Source organism: Granulicatella sp. zg-84 (assembly GCF_010892375.1).
Classification (GTDB): Bacteria; Bacillota; Bacilli; order Lactobacillales; family Aerococcaceae; genus WM01.
Genome location: NZ_WNJX01000009.1, coordinates 1 through 21,150, shown reverse-complemented (window position 1 = coordinate 21,150; position 21,150 = coordinate 1). Strand labels below are relative to the sequence as shown.

The window sequence follows — 21,150 nt, the reverse complement described above, 5'->3', positions numbered from 1 at the left end:
TTATGGCTAAAAAAACAAAACGAAAAGCGCATAAAAAAATTTCTCCTATTCAAATTATTGTGACAGTAGGTCTATTATCTATTATTCCTATTGCAATCATCTTGTTTTTTACACTAGTGAATGATGCAAGTCGCAATAATCAAGTGAATAAACTAGAGAACGGTGCCCTTTCACGACAAGTGATGACGACGCAATCACAACAAACAAAAGGAACCTATGTGACGACACAAACCCGACAAGAAACAACTCAACAAACAACAGAAAAAACAAGTGAAACAACAGAGGCAAAAAAAGAAAAATCAACAGCACATCGTTTGGATGACTTAGGTAATTCAGGATTAGAATTTGATACATTAGATGAAGCATATTCATACGGTGCAGATGTTTTGAATAATCCAGAAAAATTAAAAATGTTACAAGATAAAAAGTATAGTGGGTACCAAGTAATGTCTGTGCGTTGGTCTGACGGTGCAGTAACCTACACAATTGAATGGAAATAAATAAAAACAGCGAACGGACGTCAAAACGTCCGTTCGCTGTTAATACGAACTCGCTTTAGACAAACTGTCTAAAGCGAGTTTTGTTTTATATAGCTTGCTGTGCAGCAATTAAATCTAATACACGCACAGAACGTGGTAAGAAACGACGGATTTCATCTTCGTTAAAACCGACTTGCAATTTTTTATCGTCCATTAAAATAGGGCGACGTAATAATGTTGGATTTTCGTGAATTAAATCTAATAATTGACTTAATGGTAGTTCATCTATATTGATATCTAGTTTTTTAAAGGTTTTAGAACGCTGAGAAATAATCTCTTCTGTTCCGTCTTCTGTCACACGCAAAATATTTTTTATTTCATCAATAGATAAAGGTTCAGAAATAATATTACGTTCCACATAAGGAATATCATGTTCTTCTAACCAAGAACGTGCTTTACGACAAGATGCACAGCTTGGGGAAGTATATAAGGTAATCATCTAGTAACCACTCCTTTCAATGTTAGAGGTGCTTTTACCTTTTTAGTCATTATGCGTATATTATAACATGAATGATTTATAAAAAATAGAGGTTTTTTAAAAAAAGTCGATTATATAGTTATAAGAAGCATTTATGTAACTATATATTGTGTTTTTTGATAAAAAATCAGTCTAAAGCCTGAGTTGGTAGTGTGGTTGTTGCTTTATCTGTAAACTATTCGGTATAATAATAAAGAAGAATAGAGAAAGAGTGATGATATTTTGGAACAAATATTGATTTTAGAAGAAGCGGCAATGAATCGAGCGTTAACGCGTATTACACATGAAATTTTAGAAAGACATAAAGGAACAGAAAATCTTGTTCTGATTGGTATTAAAACAAGAGGGATTTATTTGGCAAAACGTATTGCAGAAAAAATTCAAACATTTGAAGGTGTCAGTGTTCCGGTAGGAGAATTAGATATTACATTATATCGTGATGACCGACATGAAATAGATGATCGAGCACAACCCGTTGTGAATGAATCGAATATTCCCTTTTCTATAAAAGGGCAAAGTGTTGTATTGATTGATGATGTATTGTTTACTGCTAGAACTGTACGTGCAGCAATGGATGCCCTTATGGATTTTGGAAGAGCTAAACGCATTACGGTTGGTGTATTAGTAGATAGAGGTCATAGAGAACTACCAATTAAAGCTGACTATATCGGTAAAAACATGCCAACATCTTTAACAGAGCAAATTTTTGTAAGATTAAAAGAAGTAGACAACGTGGATGAGGTTGTACTGGAGAGAGTGTAGACCTATGGGAAGAAAAAATTTACAACATTTAAATCACTTTGTATCAACTAGTGATTTAAGTAAAGAGATTGTTCAATCGCTTATTGATAGAGCTATTGCATATAAAAAAGGGGCAAGTTACCATTTTTTAGAACCTAAATTTATTGCCAATTTATTTTTTGAAAGTAGTACACATACAAGATGTGCTTTTGAAATGGCAGAACATCATTTAGGGATTAAGCAACTGAGCTTTGATTATGAAACAAGTAGTGTGACAAAAGGAGCAAGCTTACACGATACAGTTGTTACGATGTGTACATTAGGTGTTGATGTACTTGTTATTCGTTCTGATGAAGAACAATTTTACACTTCTTTATTAGAAGATAAAAATGTGACATGCACCATTGTAAATGCTGGAGATGGAATGGGTGAACATCCCGTTCAAAGTATGATTGATTTGATGACGATTTATGAACATTTTGGTTCTTTTGAAGGCTTAAAAGTAGGTATTGTAGGTGATATTAAACATTCTCGTGTGGCTAATTCAGATATGGCAATGTTTAGACGCTTAGGTATGAAAGTTTATTTTTCCGGTCCAGAAGTATTTCAGAATGATAAATGTCAGATGTATGGAGATTACATGTCAATGGACGCTTTAGTTAAAGAGGTAGATGTATTGGTTCTTTTACGTATTCAACGTGAAAGACATAGTCTATCCATTAGTGATGAAACCTATTTTAAAGATTATGGATTGACTCTTGATAGAGTAGGGAACATGAAAGAAAAAGCGATTATTTTGCATCCGTGTCCAATCAATAAAGGTGTAGAAATCGCACCCGAGGTACTGACATTAGACAAATGCCGTATATTGACACAAATGAAAAACGGTGTGTATATGAATATGGCAATATTAGAAGCACTTTTAGTGTAAGAGGTAATATGAAACAGAATGATTTAATTACATATATTTTACACTATTTATCGAAATATAGCGTATCTAGTTGGCGTGTATCGAATGTATCTGAACGTGCAGAAATAGAAATAATGTTCCAAATCAGTCAAAAACAATTTAAAGTGTTAATACATGATCCTAAAATTAGTTTATTGAATGAAACGTATTATTTTGCTGTATTAACATTTGAAAAAGATAAAGGATGTTTAAAAGGTGAGGTGGATACATTTTTAGATTATTTACGACACATGACTCTAAAAGCAAAACATGCAGATGATGAAGATATTGTTTTTGATAAATTGCTCTTTCAACAATATATTCAAACAAGAAAAGACATCAATAGATTTGATACATTTTATTTACAATATAAATGAGGTTAAAGATGAAGTGGTATGAATTAAAAATAGCGACAACGTCGCCAGCAACAGAAATGGTATCGAGTATTTTAATTGAAGCAGGTTCAAATGGTGTATCGATTGAAGATCCGAGTGACTTACTGTATTTAGAAGACGACGGATTTGGGCAGATTAAACCTGAAGTAGAAGATATTTATGACACCCAAGAAGTATTTGTATCAGGTTATTTTCCAGATACAAAAAATATTATTGAAATCCAGTCTTTGATACAAGAAAAATTAAATGAAGCAACTCAATACGATTTGCCTTTAGGAAGAAATGAAATTTTATTATCAAGTGTTTCAGAAGAAGATTGGGCGAATGCTTGGAAAAAACACTACTTCCCCGTACGTATTACACGTTATTTAACGGTTGTACCTAGCTGGATTGACTATCAACCAAGTGAGCATGAACAAATCATTGAAATGGATCCAGGGATGGCATTTGGTACGGGTACACACCCAACAACACAACTATCATTAGAAGCACTGGAACGTGTGATACGTGGAGGCGAGATAGTTTTAGACGTAGGTACGGGTTCTGGTGTATTAAGTATTGCATCAAAAAAATTAGGTGCTAAACATGTGACAGCCTATGATTTAGACGAAAAAGCAACAAGTGTTGCTCGAGAAAATATTCTCCTAAATGGATATGCAGATATTATTGTGAAAGAGAATGATTTATTAACGGGCGTTCATACACAAGTTGATATTATTGTGGCAAATATTCTAGCTGAAATTTTAGAGAAATTGGTCGATGATGCTTGGAACAACTTGAAATATGGTGGACATTTTATTTTGTCCGGTATTATTTTGTCTAAAAAAGAACAACTGATGATACAGTTACAACAAAAAGGATTTGACATTATTCAAGAAAATTGTATGAAAGATTGGGTGTCACTTATTTGTGTGAAACCACTAGAGGATGATGCATGCAACGATACTTTTTAGATAGTGTTGTCAATAAAGATAGAATTGGTATTGTAAAAGAGCAGTATCACCACATGATACGTGTCATGCGTATGAAGGTCGGGCAATGTGTGTATTTAGTTGAACCGAACAGACGTGCATTTCTAGCTGAAATCACAGAAATAGAAGATGATGTTGTTTGGCTCACGTACATTGCGGATGATGATAGGCAGGTAGAATTACCTGTTGATGTGACGATTGCTTGCGGCTTACCTAAAGGGGATAAATTAGAGTTTATTGCTCAAAAAGCAACAGAATTAGGTGTACATAGTATTTTACCAGTTGAAACGAGTTGGTCTGTTGTAAAATGGGAGATGAAAAAACAAGACAAGAAAATACAAAGATTACAAAAAATTGCACAAGAAGCAGCAGAACAAAGCCATCGGCACTATGTTCCAACGATTTATCCAATGATGTCGTTTAAACAACTAATAAATCATTTAAACGATTACACTCATGTGATTGTTGCGTATGAAGAAAGTGCGAAACAGTCAGAGATGAGTCAATTAAAAAAAATATATACATCTTTAAAACCCAATGATCGACTTTTAGCGATTTTTGGTTCAGAAGGAGGACTTTCTCCAGATGAAATTACATTATTAGAAAAGGCGGGTGCAACACTTTGTGGGCTAGGTCCTAGAATTATGCGTGCAGAAACAGCTCCGTTGTACTTACTTTCATCATTATCGTATGCTTTAGAATTAGGAGGAAACTAAAAATGGCATTAAATAAATACATCGACCACACAATTTTAAAAACAGATGCAACACAAAAAGATATTGAAAAAATCTGTCAAGAAGCAAAAGAATATGACTTCATGTCTGTTTGTATTCAACCAACATGGGTAGCTTTTGCCGCTGACCAGTTAAAAGAATCAACAGTAAAAGTGTGTACTGTTATTGGATTTCCACAAGGAGCTAATACACCAGAAGTCAAAGCGTTTGAAACGAAAAATGCTATTGAAAATGGAGCGGATGAAGTAGATATGGTTATTAACGTTGGGGCTGTAAAATCACAGAACTGGGTATTAGTTGAAAAGGATATTAAAGCGGTTGTGGACGTTGCGAAAACACATGGAGCATTAAGTAAAGTTATCATTGAAACGTGTTTATTAACAGATGATGAAAAACGCCAAGTATGCGATATTTGTCGACGTGTAGGAGCTGATTTTGTTAAAACATCAACAGGATTCTCAACAGGAGGTGCAACAGTTGCGGATGTAGCACTCATGCGTGAAGTTGTAGGAAAAGATATGGGCGTCAAAGCAAGTGGTGGTATTCGTTCAAAAGAAGATGCGAAAGCGATGATTGATGCAGGTGCAACAAGACTAGGAGCTTCTAGCGGTGTGGCGATTTGCCAAGGAGAAACAGCCGATACAGACTATTAAACAGCTTTTTTAAGCTGTTTTCTTTTTAAACAAAATATGTTTGTTTTTTGTTTGTTTTGTGTATAATGAAAGAGAGTCTTTTGTTAAGGGTGAGAGGTACGATATGTTAAGTAAAGAAGAAAGATTAGAAGCGATTATTAAATTAGTAGATACAAAAGGGAGTATACGTGTTTCGGATATTGTAGATAATTTAAATGTATCAGATATGACCGTGCGCCGAGATTTAACAGAATTAGAAGAATCGGGTTTTTTAGTTCGAACACATGGGGGTGCTAGAAGTAAAAATGTTTTCCAACATAAAGAATTATCTCATGATGATAAGCACATGATGAACATTGAAGAGAAAAAAGAAATAGCCTCAAAAGCATTAGAATTAATAGAAGAAGGCGATACAGTTTTCTTGGGACCTGGTACAACGGTAGCGATGTTGGCAGATAAAATTGTCAAAACGAAAAAATCTCTGCGTGTGATTACCAACTGTCTGCCAATTTACAATATACTGATGCAAGAAAAATCTGAAAATATAGAAATTTATTTATTAGGTGGAGAAATGCGAGAGGTGACGAAATCATTTTGTGGTGATTTAACCAATATGATTTTATCACAAATGAGATTTAGTAAAATCTTTTTTAGTAGTAATGGCGTCAAAGATAATGCCATTATGACATCTACTTTCAAAGAAGGGTATACACAACAAATGGCACTGAATAATTCTCTAGATAAATATTTATTGATTGATACTTCTAAAATAGGAAAAGAAGATTTTTCAGCATTTTATACTTTGGATAAAATTAGCGGTGTTATTATTAATGGAAATGATGCTGAATATAAAAAAGAATTAAGTGCTTTTACAAAAGTATTTTAAAATAATGAATATAGAATTAAACTAAAAGGTTTGAAATCAACATATTTAATAAGTTGATTTCAAGCCTTTTTAAGTATTAACAAATTTATTGGTTTAAACAGATATTGATTTTAGGAAAGTTATTGCTTTTTATTTTTTCTGTAAAAACTAGTTATATAGACTTTTAAACATACAAACAATAAAATGTTTATTTTTTAAACAAAATATGTTGATTTTATGTTTAAACTTGTTTATAATACAAACAGAGAGAATATCTTTCATTATCTTTGAAAAGGAGGTATTAATGAGTATGAATGTTATTTTAGGGGCTGACACGGAAGGGGAGGCACTGAAAAATGATATTAAAACGTATTTGCTATCAAGAGATTATAATGTCATTGATTTAAGTGCTTCAGATGATTTTGTAGACACCACTTATCGTGTTGCGATGGCATTGAAAAAAGATGTGGATAGTTTAGGCATTGTTTTTGACGGTTATGGTGCAGGTAGTTTTATAACTGCTACAAAAATAAAAGGTATCATTGCTGCGGAAGTATCGGATGAACGATCAGCTTACATGACACGTGGACATAATAATGCTAAGTTGATTACGATTGGTGCAAATATTGTTGGAAAAGAATTAGCCAAACAAATTGTTATCGCATTTCTATCAGCTCATTATGATGGAGGACGTCATCAAATACGCGTCGATATGCTGAATAAAATGTGTTAAAAAGGAGAGGGGAAAACAGAATGAAAATTGCAATAGGTTGTGATCATATTGTTACGGATACAAAAATTGTTGTATCTGATTTTTTGAAGTCTAAAGGTCATGATGTGATTGATGTTGGAACGTATGATTTTACAAGAACGCACTATCCCATTTTTGGAAAAAAAGTCGGTGAAATAGTATCTAGTGGTGCTGCAGATTTAGGTGTATGTATATGTGGTACAGGGGTGGGTATAAATAATGCGGTGAATAAAGTACCTGGTATTCGCTCAGCCCTTGTCAGAGATATGACAACAGCTCTTTATGCCAAAGAACAATTAAATGCCAATGTTATCGGTTTTGGCGGTAAGATTATTGGAGAATTGTTGATGTGTGATATTATTGATGCCTTTATTCATGCAGAATATAAGCCGACAGAATACACAGAAAAAATCATTGCTAAAATAAAATGTCTTGAAAGTAAACATGATGATATGGATAATCCGTATTTTTTTGATGAATTTTTACAAAAATGGAACGAAGGATATTATCACGACTAATAATTAAGAAAGTGGACAATTAGGAGAGTAAAAGATCATACAATATGTTTTACAAATTGTGATGCCATTCTAGAAAAAGAATTAGGAAGAAGGAAATAAAATGATTTTAACAATAACAATGAATCCGTCAGTAGATGTATCGTATCAATTAGATACATTTGATTTAGACACTGTCAATAGAGTGTCATCTGTTCACAAAACGCCCGGAGGAAAAGGGTTAAATGTGACACGTGTTTTACACCAGCTAAGTGAACAAGTTGTTGCTGGGGGACTTTTGGGAGGAGCTTTAGGAGAGGATATACGTGACAAATTAAATACTGCATCCATTAAACATGACTTTTTTAATATTTCTGGACATACTCGTAACTGTATTGCTATTTTACACAATGGGCAACAAACAGAGATTTTAGAAAGTGGTCCAACCATATTAGACTCAGAAGCTAATGCTTTTTTAGCATATTTTCAAAAACAAATTGAACATGTGGAGATTGTATCTATTTCAGGAAGCTTACCAAAAGGATTACCAGCCAATTTTTATGTTGATATGCTATCTATTTGTGAACGTGCTGGGAAACCTGTTGTCTTAGATTGTTCTGGAGATAGTTTAAGCGAAGTTCTCCAAAGTAATGTTAAGCCCGTTGCTATCAAACCAAATATTGATGAACTATCTCAGTTATTGAAGAAACAAATTACATTAGATATAGATGTATTAAAAGAGGTGCTGTCCCATGATTTATTCAAAGACATCGAATGGATTATTGTATCTTTAGGTAAAGACGGTGCCTTTGCTAAACATCATAATAACTATTACAAAGTAGATATTCCAAAAATTCAAGTTGTTAATCCAGTTGGATCGGGAGATTCTACGGTTGCGGGTATTGTATCTAGTTTAGCCCATAAAGCTTCTGATGTAGATTTGCTGAAAAAAGCAAATGTATTAGGTATGTTAAATGCAATGGAAAATATTACAGGACATGTGAATTTAGAACGTTATCAAGAACTTTATGACGGTATTCAAGTAAGAGAGGTGTAAGATGTTTTTAACAAAGGGGAAAAGAGAGTGTTTAAATAGATTAAGTAATGAAAAGGGTATTTTATCAGCATTAGCAGTTGATCAACGAGGAGCTTTGAGAAAAATGATAGAGCGCCATCAAGAAGAAAAAGCTAGTGTTGAACAAATTGAACAGTTCAAAATATTGGTATCATCTCAACTGACTGCTTATGCCTCATCGATTTTATTAGATGCAGAGTATGGGATAAAAGCAATGCGTGTTCGACATTCAACAGCAGGGGCACTTCTTGCATATGAAAAAACAGGATATGATGCCAATACTATTGGACGTCTACCAGATATATTGGATACATGGTCCGTAAAACGATTGAAAGAACAAGGTGCGGATGCTTGTAAGTTTTTACTTTATTACAATATAGATGATGTGATGACTATCAACGATAGAAAAAAAGCGTATATCGAACGAATTGGTAGTGAATGTCGAGCGGAAGATATACCATTCTTTTTAGAAATTGTGACATACGATAATCTTATTCAAGATAATACAAGTATAGAATACGCCCGTATAAAACCTAACAAGGTTATTGAGGCGATGAAAGAATTTAGTCAAGTTCAATACGGTGTAGATGTATTGAAAGTTGAGGTGCCTGTAAATATGGCATTTGTTGAAGGTTTTACACAAGAAGGTGTTGAATCTGTCTATACACAAGAGGAAGCAAAGGCATTCTTTAAAATGCAGTCAGATAGCACTCCTCTACCATTTATTTTTTTGAGTGCAGGAGTGTCTGCTGACTTATTCCAAAAGACATTAGTATTGGCTAAAGAAGCTGGATCAACTTTCAATGGTGTATTATGTGGACGTGCCACATGGAGCGGAGCTATTGAGGTATTTGTTCGATACGGTAAAGAAAAAACGATCGAATGGTTACAAACGATAGGAAAAAAACATATTGAAACATTAAATTTCGTTTTAAATACTACGGCGACATCATGGACGGAAAAATTTGAAAAGGGGGTGAACGAATGAAAAAAGAAGATGTTTGTATGCTCGGGTTTGAAATTGTCGCTTATGCTGGGGATGCTCGTTCTGCTCTTTTAGATGCTCTATCAAAAGCAAAAGAAGGTCATTTTGAAGAGGCTCAGGAATTGATTGCAGAAGCACAAGAGAATATTAAGAATGCACACAAAACTCAAACAGATATGCTAGCTAAAGAAGCAAGTGGCGATGATATTGAAATGAGTTTTATTATGATACATGGGCAAGACCATTTGATGACAACATTATTGTTAAAAGATCTTGTGGAACATATTATCTATTTATATAAAAAAGGGTAGGGTTAAACATGAATGGGTTAATATCAAAAATTGAAGCAACAAAACCATTTTTTGAAAAAATTTCAAGAAACAAATATTTAAGAGCTATTCAAGAAGGCTTTATCGCCGCAATGCCAGTTGTATTATTTTCGAGTATGTTTCTATTGGTTGCTTTTGTACCAAATGTTTTTGGATTCTTTTGGTCGAAAGATATTGAAGCACTCATTATGAAACCATATCATTATTCAATGGGGATTATTGCTGTACTTGTTTCAGCTACAACGGCAAAGTCTTTGACAGATTCTTTTAATCGTCAATTAGAAAAAACAAATCAAATAAACCATATATCGACGATGTTAGCAGCGATTGTTGGTTTTTTATTGTTATCTTGTGATTTAGTAGACAATGCCTTTTCAAAAGGCTACTTAGGTACTACTGGACTAATAGCGGCATTTATTTCAGCTTTTATTACAGTAAATATTTATTATTTATGTACAAAAAATAATATTACAATTCGTATGCCAGAAGAAGTGCCACCGAATATTGCGCAAACGTTCAAAAATGTTATTCCATTTAGCTTAACTGTTTTTGTATTATTTGGTATTGATATTCTAATTAGAAGTTTATTAGGTAAACATTTTGCGCAAGCAATGATTGAAGTGTTACAACCGCTATTTAGTGCAGCGGACGGTTATGTCGGTATTGCAATTATTTATGGAGCCATGGCGTTATTTTGGTTTGTTGGTATTCATGGGCCGTCTGTTGTTGAACCTGCTGTAGCAGCGTTAATGTATATCAATGTAGATGCTAATTTAAAATTATTTCAATCAGGCGCACATGCAACCAATATTGTGACACCGGGTTTACAAATGTTTGTTGCAACAATGGGAGGTACAGGAGCGACATTTGTTGTGCCGTTTATGTTTATGTGGTTAGGTAAATCGAAACAAAATAAAGCGGTAGGGCGTTCGTCCTTTATTCCAACAGCTTTTGGAGTGAATGAACCTATTTTATTTGGAGCACCACTTGTTTTAAATCCTGTTTTCTTCATTCCTTTTGTGTTAGCTCCGATTGTGAACGTCTTTTTATTTAAAGGATTTGTTGATGTACTAGGAATGAACGGAAGTATACATACACTTCCTTGGACAACACCTGCCCCGATAGGACTGATTTTAACGACGGGACTGGATAAGTTTGCATTCGTATTAGCACCATTACTGATTATACTTGATACACTTATTTATTATCCATTTTTTAAAGTGTATGATAAACAAATTTTAGAAAAAGAATTGACTGAAAAACAATATTTAAAAGAGAATCAACAAGATACACAAACAGAAATTGACACGACTGTATTAATAAATGAAACACGCGTACTTGTCTTATGTGCAGGTGGTGGTACAAGTGGACTTTTAGCAAATGCACTAAATAAAGCCGCAAAAGAGTATCAACAGCCAATTAGTGCAGCGGCAGACTCCTATGGAGCACATCATGATATATTATCAAATTTTGATTTAGTCGTACTAGCACCACAAGTAGCTTCTAACTATGAAGATATCAAAAAAGAAACAGATGCATTGCATATCAAATTAGTAAAAACAAAAGGTGCTGAATATATTGGCTTAACAAGAGATCCGAAAGGTTCTTTAGATTTTGTGTTAAAACAGTTTCAAGATTAGAAAGAAGGTTATTGGGTTGAAAAAGTTACCAAAAGATTTTGTGTTTGGTGGAGCAACTGCTGCGTATCAAGCAGAGGGTGCCACAAAAGAGGGGAATAAAGGGCGGGTTGCATGGGATACATATTTAGAGAAAGAGGGAAAGTTTCTAGCAGAACCTGCTAGTGATTTTTATCATAAGTATCCCATTGATTTGGCGTTAAGTGAACAATTCGGTATAAACGGTATTCGAATTTCAGTTGCATGGTCACGCATTTTTCCAGAAGGTTATGGGACGCCTAACCAAGAAGGAATTGATTTTTATCATCGTTTGTTTAAAGAGTGTCGGAAAAGACATGTTGAACCGTTTGTCACATTACATCATTTTGACACGCCAGAAGTACTACATTGTAATGGAGATTTTTTAAATCGAGATAATATTGAACATTTTGTGAATTATGCAATCTTTTGCTTTAAAGAATTTCAAGAAGATGTTCGTTATTGGGTAACTTTCAATGAAATTTGGCCAGTATCAAGTGGGCAATACTTAGTCGGAAAGTTTCCGCCGGGTATTCGATTTGATTATGGAAAACTTGTGCAATCTATGCACAATATGATGCTTGCGCATGCTAAAACAGTGATTGCTTTTAAAGCATTGAAAATAAAAGGGGAAATAGGTGTTATTCATTCATTAGAATATAAGTATCCTTATGAAAACAAGCAAGAAAATACATTTGCTGCTAAAAAAGATGATACACTATCGAATACATTTTTATTAGAGGCGACATTCAATGGAGGATACTCAGCAGAAACATTGGACATCATTCAGTTTATTTTAAGGGCGAATAATGCGAGTGTTGACATAAAAAAAGAAGATTTAGAGTTGCTGAAACATGCCAGTGATAAAAATGATTTTTTAGGTATCAACTATTATCAAAGCAACTTTATTCAAAATTATTCTGGTGAGAATGAGATTTTTCATAATGGAACAGGCGAGAAGGGGACGTCTGTATTCCGATTAAAAGGTGTAGGGGAACATAAATTTGATATGGATATTCCACGTACGGATTGGGATTGGCTCATTTATCCAAAGGGACTATATGATATGATGGTGCGTATAAAAAAAGAATATCCAAACTATAAAAAAATATATGTAACAGAAAACGGTATGGGGTATAAGGACGAGTTTAAAGACGGCGTAATTGATGACGAGCCACGAATTGACTATATTAGACAACATTTAGAGGCTATTCATCAAGCAATCGAGGATGGAGTAATTGTAAAAGGATATTTCTTGTGGTCGTTAATGGATGTATTCTCATGGTCAAATGGATATAATAAGCGATACGGTTTATTTTATGTCGATTTTGATACACAAGAACGTTATCCTAAAAAGAGTGCCTATTGGTATAAAATAGTGGCACAAACCCGAGAAATTAAATAATAAAAAAGCGTTAAGTTTTGCATGATAAACTTAACGCTTTTTGTTTATTATATTTTGACATAAAGAACTGAAAGGAGTATAATATCATAATGCAAAACGTGTACTTAAAATCAAAAATAAGTGTTGAAATATTGTCCAATCCTTATTTTATTCGCATTTTAGGAGCAAAAGAATCATTGTGTAAACATATTTCTTTTGCCTTTTTTTTGCTCATTATTGATTTTTGTAACGTAATTGTAATAAAAGTAACGAAAATGTTATATAAAATAAACTAGGGGTGACATGAGTGGCAGGACATAATGTTCAATATGGTAAACACCGTGTACGTCGCAGCTATGCGAGAATTAGTGAAGTGTTGGAATTACCAAACTTAATTGAAATTCAAACAGATTCTTATGAATGGTTCTTAGCAGAAGGTATTCGTGATGTACTACATGATATTTCACCAATCGAAGATCATGCAGGTAAGTTACAATTAGAATTTTTAGATTATCATTTCCAAGAACCAAAATATAGTTTAGCAGAATCTCGTAATCGAGATGTGAATTATTCTGCACCGATGTATGTTAAATTACGCTTGATTAACAAAGAAACGGGAGAAGTGAAAGACCAAGACGTATTCTTTGGAGATTTACCATTGATGACAGAAATGGGAACATTTATCATCAACGGGGCAGAGCGTGTTATCGTTTCTCAGTTAGTACGTTCTCCAGGTGTTTACTACCATGAAAAAATGGACAAAAATGGTAAACGTAGTTTTGGAACAACGTTAATTCCAAACCGTGGGGCGTGGTTAGAATATGAATCAGATGCAAAAGATATTGCTTATGCACGTATTGACCGCACAAGAAAAATTCCTGTAACAACACTTGTTCGTGCTCTAGGTTTTGGTTCTGACGACCAAATTTTAGATATTTTTGGTGAAGATCCTCAACTAAAAAATACAATCGAAAAAGATGTACATAAAAATGCAGCCGATACAAGAACAGAAGAAGCGTTAAAAGATATTTATGATCGTTTAAGACCGGGTGAACCGAAAACGGCAGATAGTTCACGTAATTTATTAAATGCACGTTTTTTTGATCCAAAACGTTATGACATGGCTGCGGTAGGTCGCTATAAAGTTAACAAAAAATTAAACTTATTACTACGTTTAAGAGATACAACATTAGCTGAAACACTTGTAGATGTAGAAACAGGCGAAGTGTTAGCAAGCGCAGGAACGGTTTTATCTAAAGATGTATTAGAAAAATTAGAACCGCATTTTAACAATGGATTAAATGCTGTGACATTATATCCAACAGATGACGGTGTTACGACAGATCCGGTTGTTATCCAAATTGTCAAAATTTATTCACCAAATGATCCTGATCGTATCATCAATGTGATTGGAAATGGCAATGTAGATTCACATATTAAAAGCTTAACATCTGCTGATGTTATTGCTTCATTGAACTACTTCTTGAATTTGTCTGAAGGATTAGGTTCAGTAGATGATATTGACCATCTAGGAAATAGACGTATTCGTTCAGTTGGTGAATTATTACAAAACCAATTCCGTGTAGGATTGGCACGTATGGAACGTGTTGTCCGTGAGCGTATGTCTATTCAAGACACAGAAACAGTTGTGCCACAAGCGTTAATCAATATTCGTCCGGTTGTAGCTGCCATCAAAGAATTTTTTGGTTCATCACAGTTGTCACAATTTATGGACCAAACAAACCCATTAGGTGAGTTGACGCACAAACGTCGTCTATCAGCCCTTGGACCAGGCGGTTTGACACGTGACCGCGCAGGATATGAAGTACGTGACGTACACAATTCTCACTACGGTCGTATGTGTCCAATCGAAACGCCAGAGGGACCAAACATTGGTTTGATTAACAGTTTATCAAGTTATGCGAAAGTAAACGAGTATGGATTTATTGAAACGCCGTATCGTTTAGTAGATCCAGTAACACACAAAGTAACAGACGAAATTCATTATTTAACAGCAGATGAAGAAGCAAGCATTGTGATTGCCCAAGCGAACTCTCCGTTAAATGAAGACGGAAGTTTTGTAAATGAACTTGTCATGGCAAGATCTGCTCAAGGTAACTTGGAAGTACCAGTTGAAAGAGTAGACTATATGGACGTATCTCCAAAACAGGTAGTTGCTGTAGCGACAGCGTGTATTCCTTTCTTGGAAAATGACGACTCAAACCGTGCTCTTATGGGAGCGAACATGCAACGTCAAGCTGTTCCTTTAATTAATCCAAAAGCACCTTTTGTTGGTACTGGTATGGAATATAAAGCAGCACATGACTCTGGAGCAGCCTTGATTTGTAAACATGAAGGTATTGTAGAGTATGTTGATGCAAAAGAAGTTCGAGTGCGTCGCGATAATGGAGCGTTAGATAAATACGATATTATTAAATTCGCTCGTTCTAACTCAGGAACATGTTATAACCAACGTCCGCTAGTTTCAAAAGGCGATAGAGTAGATGTTGGAGAAATCTTAGCAGATGGACCATCTATGGAAAAAGGTGAAATGGCATTAGGCCAAAATGTACTTGTTGCCTTTATGACATGGGAAGGTTATAACTATGAAGATGCTGTTATTATGAGTGAACGTTTAGTAAAAGATGATGTGTACACATCTATTCATATTGAAGAATATGAATCAGAGGCTCGTGATACTAAATTAGGGCCTGAAGAAATCACACGTGAAATCCCTAATGTTGGGGAAGATATGTTACGCAACTTAGACCAATTTGGTATTATTCGTGTTGGAGCAGAAGTAAAAGATGGTGATATTTTAGTTGGTAAAGTAACACCAAAAGGTTTGACAGAATTATCAGCAGAAGAACGCCTTTTACATGCGATTTTCGGTGAAAAAGCAAGAGAAGTACGTGATACATCATTAAAAGTACCTCATGGTGGTGGTGGTATTGTTCATGATGTAAAAATCTTCAAACGTGAAAATGGTGATGAACTATCTCCAGGTGTAAATATGTTGGTACGTGTATATATCGTACAAAAACGTAAAATTAACGAAGGGGATAAAATGGCTGGACGTCATGGTAATAAGGGGGTTGTATCCCGCATTATGCCTGAAGAAGATATGCCATTCCTACCTGACGGAACACCAGTAGACATCATGTTGAATCCATTAGGGGTTCCTTCACGTATGAATATCGGACAAGTACTTGAATTACACTTAGGTATGGCAGCTAGAGAATTAGGTATTTATGTTGCAACACCAGTATTTGACGGTGCTCGTGAAGAAGACGTTTGGGGTACGATTGAAGAAGCTGGTATGGCAAAAGATGCTAAAACAGTTTTATATGACGGTAGAACAGGAGAACCATTTGATAACCGTGTATCCGTTGGTGTCATGTACATGATTAAACTAGCACACATGGTTGATGATAAATTACATGCTCGTTCAACTGGTCCATACTCACTTGTTACGCAACAACCTCTTGGAGGTAAAGCACAATTTGGTGGACAAAGATTTGGTGAAATGGAGGTATGGGCATTAGAAGCGTATGGAGCAGCCTATACATTACAAGAGATTTTAACATACAAATCTGATGATACTGTTGGTCGTGTGAAAACATATGAAGCGATTGTTAAAGGTCAACAAATTCCAAAACCAGGTGTGCCAGAAGCGTTCCGAGTATTAGTAAAAGAATTACAAGCATTAGGTTTAGACATGAAAGTGCTTGATGAAAATGACGAAGAAATTGAATTGCGTGATATGGACGATGACGATGATGTTGTGAACGTCAATCGCCTAGAACAATACGCAGAACGTTTAAGACAAGTTGATGAAGAATTGGCTGAAGAAGAAATCGTTGAAGAAGATGTTGTGGATGATGAATTCATAACATTGGATGACATTGATGACGCAGACATTGATTTATAATATCTAAGAGAGCATAGCTCTCTTAGATTCATGAATAAAAGAGCATATTGGGCAGCTCGAAAAATATAAAGGGAGGTTGGCCCCTTGATAGATGTAAATAATTTTGATAGTATGCAGATTTCACTAGCATCACCAGATAAAATAAGAGAATGGTCTTATGGTGAAGTCACAAAACCAGAAACAATAAACTATCGAACATTAAAACCAGAAAAAGAAGGTCTGTTTTGTGAACGTATTTTCGGACCTACAAAAGACTGGGAATGTTCGTGTGGTAAATATAAACGTATTCGATACAAAGGCGTAAAATGTGACCGCTGCGGAGTAGAAGTGACACGTGCGAAAGTCCGCCGTGAACGCTTAGGACACATTGAATTGGCAGCGCCAGTATCACACGTTTGGTATTTTAAAGGCATACCAAGCCGTATGGGATTGGTATTGGATATGAGTCCTCGTTCATTAGAAGAAGTTATTTATTTTGCTTCTTATGTTGTCATTGATGGAGGAACAACACCTTTAGAGAACAAACAATTATTATCAGAACGTGAATACCGTGAATATAAATTGAAATATGGAAACCAGTTCACTGCTATGATGGGAGCTGAAGCCATTCAAAAATTATTAGAACGTGTAGATTTAGAAAAAGAAGTTACAGAACTAAAAGAAGAGTTAAAAACAGCACAAGGACAACGCCGTACAAGAGCAATTCGTCGTTTGGATATTTTAGATGCATTCAGACATTCAGGCAATAGACCTAGCTGGATGGTGATGAACACATTACCAGTTATTCCACCAGATTTAAGACCAATGGTTCAGTTAGAGGGCGGACGTTTTGCAACAAGTGACTTGAACGATTTATATCGCCGTGTGATTAACCGTAATAATCGCTTAAAACGTCTTATTGAGATTAACGCTCCTACTATCATTGTACAAAATGAAAAACGTATGTTGCAAGAAGCAGTAGATGCTCTAATTGACAATGGTCGTCGCGGTAGACCGGTTGTAGGACCAGGAAATCGCCCATTAAAATCTCTTTCACACATGTTGAAAGGGAAACAAGGTCGTTTACGTCAAAACTTATTAGGTAAACGTGTTGACTACTCTGGTCGTTCTGTTATTGTTGTTGGTCCAAATTTAAAAATGTATCAATGTGGACTACCAAAAGAAATGGCGATTGAATTATTCAAACCATTTGTAATGAAAGAATTAGTAGAACGCGAATTAGCAGGAAATATCAAAAATGCAAAACGTAAAATTGAACGTCAAGATGATGATGTATGGAAAGTATTAGCAGAAGTTATTCGCGAACATCCAGTATTGCTAAACCGAGCACCTACATTGCATAGATTAGGTATCCAAGCGTTTGAACCAACGTTGGTTGAAGGACGTGCAATTCGTTTACACCCACTAGTGTGTGAAGCGTATAATGCCGACTTTGACGGAGACCAAATGGCTGTTCACGTACCACTTGGACAAGAAGCGCAAGCAGAGGCACGTTTATTGATGTTAGCTGCACAAAATATCTTGAATCCAAAAGATGGTAAACCGGTTGTAACACCTTCTCAAGATATGGTTTTAGGTAACTATTACTTGACTATGGAAGACGCTGGTCGTGTTGGAGAAGGTATGATGTTTAGCAGTGTTGATGAAGTTAGAACCGCTTATCAAAATGGTTTTGTTCATTTGCACACACGTATTGCCGTTGATCCAACAGCTTTAGGGGATAAACCATTTACAGATTCACAAAAAGAACGTTTGTTAGTGACAACAGTTGGTAAAATTTTCTTCAATGAAATTATGCCAGTTGAGTTCCCTTATTTAAATGAACCAACGCAATATAATTTAGAAGTGGCTACACCTGATAAGTTCTTTGTAGATAGAGGCGTGAATGTGTCTGATTTTATCCAAGAACAACCATTAGTAGCACCATTCAAGAAAAAAAATCTAGGAAACATCATTGCTGAAGTATTCAAACGATTCCACATCACGCAAACATCTGAGATGTTGGATAGAATGAAAAACTTAGGATACAGTTATTCAACACGTTCGGGAATTACTGTTGGTATTGCTGATATTACAAACTTAGCTGTGAAGAAGGATATTTTAGATGCAGCGCATAAAAAAGTTGATAATATTACAAAACAATTTAGACGTGGTTTGATTACGGATGAAGAACGTTACCAAAATGTTATTTCAACTTGGAACGAAGCGAAAGATAACATCCAAGTTGCCTTAATGGAATCATTAGATGATCGAAACCCAATCTTTATGATGAGTGACTCTGGTGCCCGTGGTAACATTTCCAACTTTACACAGTTAGCTGGTATGCGTGGTTTGATGGCTGCTCCAAACGGTCGTATCATGGAATTACCAATTACGTCTAACTTCCGTGAAGGGTTATCTGTCTTAGAAATGTTTATTTCTACACACGGTGCTCGTAAAGGGATGACCGATACAGCTTTAAAAACAGCCGATTCAGGTTACTTAACAAGACGTTTAGTAGACGTTGCACAAGATGTGATTATTCGTGAAACAGATTGTGGAACAGATAGAGGATTAACTATCTCTGCTATCAAAGAAGGCAATGAAGTTATTGAAAGTTTAGAAGAACGTTTAGTGGGTCGTTATGCAAAACGCTCAATTATCCATCCAGAAACAAATGAAGTTATCGTAAAAGGTAATACAATGATTACTGAAGATGATGCTCGCCGTGTCACAGAAGCAGGTGTTGAAGAAGTAACAATTCGTTCAGTATTTACATGTAATACCCGCCATGGTGTATGTAAACACTGTTATGGACGTAACTTAGCAACAGGTTCAGATGTTGAGGTTGGGGAAGCAGTAGGTATTATTGCGGCGCAATCTATCGGGGAACCAGGAACACAGTTAACCATGCGTACATTCCATACAGGCGGGGTTGCTGGAGATGACATCACACAAGGTTTACCTCGTATTCAAGAAATTTTTGAAGCGCGCAATCCAAAAGGTCGTGCTATCATTACCGAAGTTGCGGGGGATATTACGTCTATCGAAGAAAATCCTTCAGATAGAAGTAAAGATGTTACTGTACAAGGGAAAACAGATACAAGAACTTATACAGTACCATATACTTCTCGCTTAAAAGTGTCCGTAGGAGATAGTGTACATCGTGGTATGCCGTTGACAGAGGGGTCTATTGATCCTAAAGAGTTATTACGTGTACGTGATGTATTATCAGTTGAAACATACTTACTACGTGAAGTGCAAAAAGTATACCGCATGCAAGGGGTAGAAATTGGAGATAAACACGTTGAAGTAATGGTTCGTCAAATGCTACGCAAAGTACGCGTTATGGATCCAGGTGCAACTGAAATTTTACCAGGCACATTGATGGATATTGCAGACTTTACAGAGAAAAATATGGCAACATTACGTATGGGTGATACTCCTGCGACAGCACGTCCAGTATTACTAGGTATTACAAAAGCGTCATTGGAAACAAATAGTTTCTTATCTGCTGCCTCATTCCAAGAAACAACACGTGTCTTAACAGATGCTGCTATTCGTGGAAAACGTGACGAATTATTAGGTCTAAAAGAAAATGTTATCATCGGTAAAATTATCCCAGCCGGGACAGGTATGTCTAGATACCGCCGTATGAAACCAGAAGTTTTAAGCAATAAAACAAATGGCGTATACAGCATTGCTGACGGGGAATACGAAGCAACAAACGAAGATGATTTAACAATTTATGAATAAAATAAAAATAAGGCTAACGAGATTGTTAGCCTTATTTTGTGCGTTGGTGGGGTATCGGGAAGAAAGGTGTAAATTGCCTTGTTTTCAAGAATTAGTAAATAATGGTGTGAATAGCAGTTGCTATTCGATGTTACTGAAGAAGATGTTTTACAATAAAAAGTATTGTCTAAAAAAGACTTTTGTCAAAAAATATACTTTATTTTTAGGGCACAGTTGAGATGTTATTAGTTATAAATGAACATAAATATACATATTTATCCGCTTTTGGATTACAAAAAATGATGAAAAGCTATACAAAATACGTATTTTTCACTTACAAATCACAAGTGGTTAATGGTAACAGAAAAGAGATAAGTGCCAAAAACGTTGATCTGACGGTTGAAATAAAAAAGTTTGAAAAAAAAGAAAAAAAGTTTGAAAAAGGTGTTGACAAAAAAAAGGTGTGTTGGTATGATGTATAAGTCGTCGCAAGGGACGACAAAACGACTGGAAACAGTCGACACAGCC

At 35.2% G+C, this 21,150-nt stretch carries 19 protein-coding genes; 18 read left to right on the top strand and 1 reads right to left on the bottom strand.

Going from position 1 to position 21,150, the window contains the following annotated elements:
* Positions 1–2: 2 nt before the first annotated feature.
* Complete coding sequence (locus GMA06_RS03035) at positions 3–500, top strand: hypothetical protein (RefSeq protein WP_163561641.1); 498 nt, start codon at positions 3–5, stop codon at positions 498–500.
* 85 nt (positions 501–585) lie between these two features.
* Here the strand turns inward: GMA06_RS03035 and spxA are convergent, their stop codons facing one another.
* Positions 586–978, bottom strand: coding sequence for a transcriptional regulator SpxA (spxA, locus tag GMA06_RS03030; RefSeq protein WP_163546558.1), 393 nt, complete (start codon positions 976–978; stop codon positions 586–588).
* A 261-nt stretch (positions 979–1,239) separates the two neighbouring features.
* On the opposite strand from spxA, the gene pyrR reads away from it, so the two are divergent.
* The 17 genes from pyrR to GMA06_RS02945 all read left to right on the top strand — a co-directional run bounded on the left by pyrR (position 1,240) and on the right by GMA06_RS02945 (position 21,104).
* Positions 1,240–1,779 (top strand): bifunctional pyr operon transcriptional regulator/uracil phosphoribosyltransferase PyrR, encoded by a 540-nt coding sequence (gene pyrR, locus GMA06_RS03025; protein ID WP_275896928.1) that lies wholly within the window; start codon positions 1,240–1,242, stop codon positions 1,777–1,779.
* A gap of 4 nt (positions 1,780–1,783) precedes the next feature.
* Positions 1,784–2,689, top strand: a complete 906-nt coding sequence (locus tag GMA06_RS03020; protein ID WP_163561640.1) for an aspartate carbamoyltransferase catalytic subunit — start codon at positions 1,784–1,786, stop codon at positions 2,687–2,689.
* 8 nt (positions 2,690–2,697) lie between these two features.
* Positions 2,698–3,084, top strand: a complete 387-nt coding sequence (locus tag GMA06_RS03015; RefSeq protein ID WP_163561639.1) for a DUF3013 family protein — start codon at positions 2,698–2,700, stop codon at positions 3,082–3,084.
* Between the two features lie 8 nt (positions 3,085–3,092).
* Complete coding sequence (gene prmA / locus GMA06_RS03010) at positions 3,093–4,055, top strand: 50S ribosomal protein L11 methyltransferase (RefSeq protein ID WP_163561638.1); 963 nt, start codon at positions 3,093–3,095, stop codon at positions 4,053–4,055.
* Positions 4,037–4,789, top strand: a complete 753-nt coding sequence (locus GMA06_RS03005) for a 16S rRNA (uracil(1498)-N(3))-methyltransferase (protein WP_163561637.1) — start codon at positions 4,037–4,039, stop codon at positions 4,787–4,789. Before prmA ends, GMA06_RS03005 begins: the two co-directional genes overlap by 19 nt.
* Positions 4,790–4,791: 2 nt before the next feature.
* Positions 4,792–5,460: a deoxyribose-phosphate aldolase gene (gene deoC, locus GMA06_RS03000; protein ID WP_163561636.1), complete on the top strand. Its 669-nt coding sequence runs from the start codon at positions 4,792–4,794 to the stop codon at positions 5,458–5,460.
* 103 nt (positions 5,461–5,563) lie between these two features.
* Entirely contained in the window at positions 5,564–6,325 is a 762-nt protein-coding gene (locus tag GMA06_RS02995) for a DeoR/GlpR family DNA-binding transcription regulator (protein WP_163546552.1), read from the top strand.
* Positions 6,326–6,614: 289 nt separating this feature from the next.
* Positions 6,615–7,037, top strand: coding sequence for a galactose-6-phosphate isomerase subunit LacA (lacA, locus tag GMA06_RS02990; RefSeq protein WP_163546566.1), 423 nt, complete (start codon positions 6,615–6,617; stop codon positions 7,035–7,037).
* A 20-nt stretch (positions 7,038–7,057) separates the two neighbouring features.
* A complete protein-coding gene (lacB, locus tag GMA06_RS02985; RefSeq protein ID WP_163546551.1) occupies positions 7,058–7,573 on the top strand; it encodes a galactose-6-phosphate isomerase subunit LacB in 516 nt (171 codons plus the stop codon).
* Positions 7,574–7,673: 100 nt separating this feature from the next.
* A complete protein-coding gene (locus GMA06_RS02980) occupies positions 7,674–8,606 on the top strand; it encodes a tagatose-6-phosphate kinase (RefSeq protein ID WP_163561635.1) in 933 nt (310 codons plus the stop codon).
* Between the two features lies 1 nt (position 8,607).
* The gene (gene lacD, locus GMA06_RS02975; RefSeq protein ID WP_163546549.1) at positions 8,608–9,612 is read left to right on the top strand and encodes a tagatose-bisphosphate aldolase; all 1,005 of its coding nucleotides are present in this window, start codon (positions 8,608–8,610) and stop codon (positions 9,610–9,612) included.
* Positions 9,609–9,920 (top strand): PTS lactose/cellobiose transporter subunit IIA, encoded by a 312-nt coding sequence (locus GMA06_RS02970; protein WP_163546548.1) that lies wholly within the window; start codon positions 9,609–9,611, stop codon positions 9,918–9,920. The genes lacD and GMA06_RS02970 overlap by 4 nt, the downstream gene beginning before the upstream one ends.
* 8 nt (positions 9,921–9,928) lie before the next feature.
* Positions 9,929–11,578 (top strand): lactose-specific PTS transporter subunit EIIC, encoded by a 1,650-nt coding sequence (locus GMA06_RS02965; protein WP_163561634.1) that lies wholly within the window; start codon positions 9,929–9,931, stop codon positions 11,576–11,578.
* 16 nt (positions 11,579–11,594) lie between these two features.
* Positions 11,595–12,998, top strand: a complete 1,404-nt coding sequence (gene lacG, locus GMA06_RS02960; RefSeq protein WP_163561633.1) for a 6-phospho-beta-galactosidase — start codon at positions 11,595–11,597, stop codon at positions 12,996–12,998.
* A 286-nt stretch (positions 12,999–13,284) separates the two neighbouring features.
* On the top strand, positions 13,285–16,908 hold the full coding sequence (gene rpoB / locus GMA06_RS02955; protein WP_163546545.1) for a DNA-directed RNA polymerase subunit beta: 3,624 nt from the start codon (positions 13,285–13,287) through the stop codon (positions 16,906–16,908).
* Between the two features lie 84 nt (positions 16,909–16,992).
* Positions 16,993–20,643 (top strand): DNA-directed RNA polymerase subunit beta', encoded by a 3,651-nt coding sequence (rpoC, locus tag GMA06_RS02950; RefSeq protein WP_163561632.1) that lies wholly within the window; start codon positions 16,993–16,995, stop codon positions 20,641–20,643.
* 218 nt (positions 20,644–20,861) lie between these two features.
* Positions 20,862–21,104, top strand: coding sequence for a hypothetical protein (locus GMA06_RS02945; protein ID WP_163561631.1), 243 nt, complete (start codon positions 20,862–20,864; stop codon positions 21,102–21,104).
* Positions 21,105–21,150: the final 46 nt, after the last annotated feature.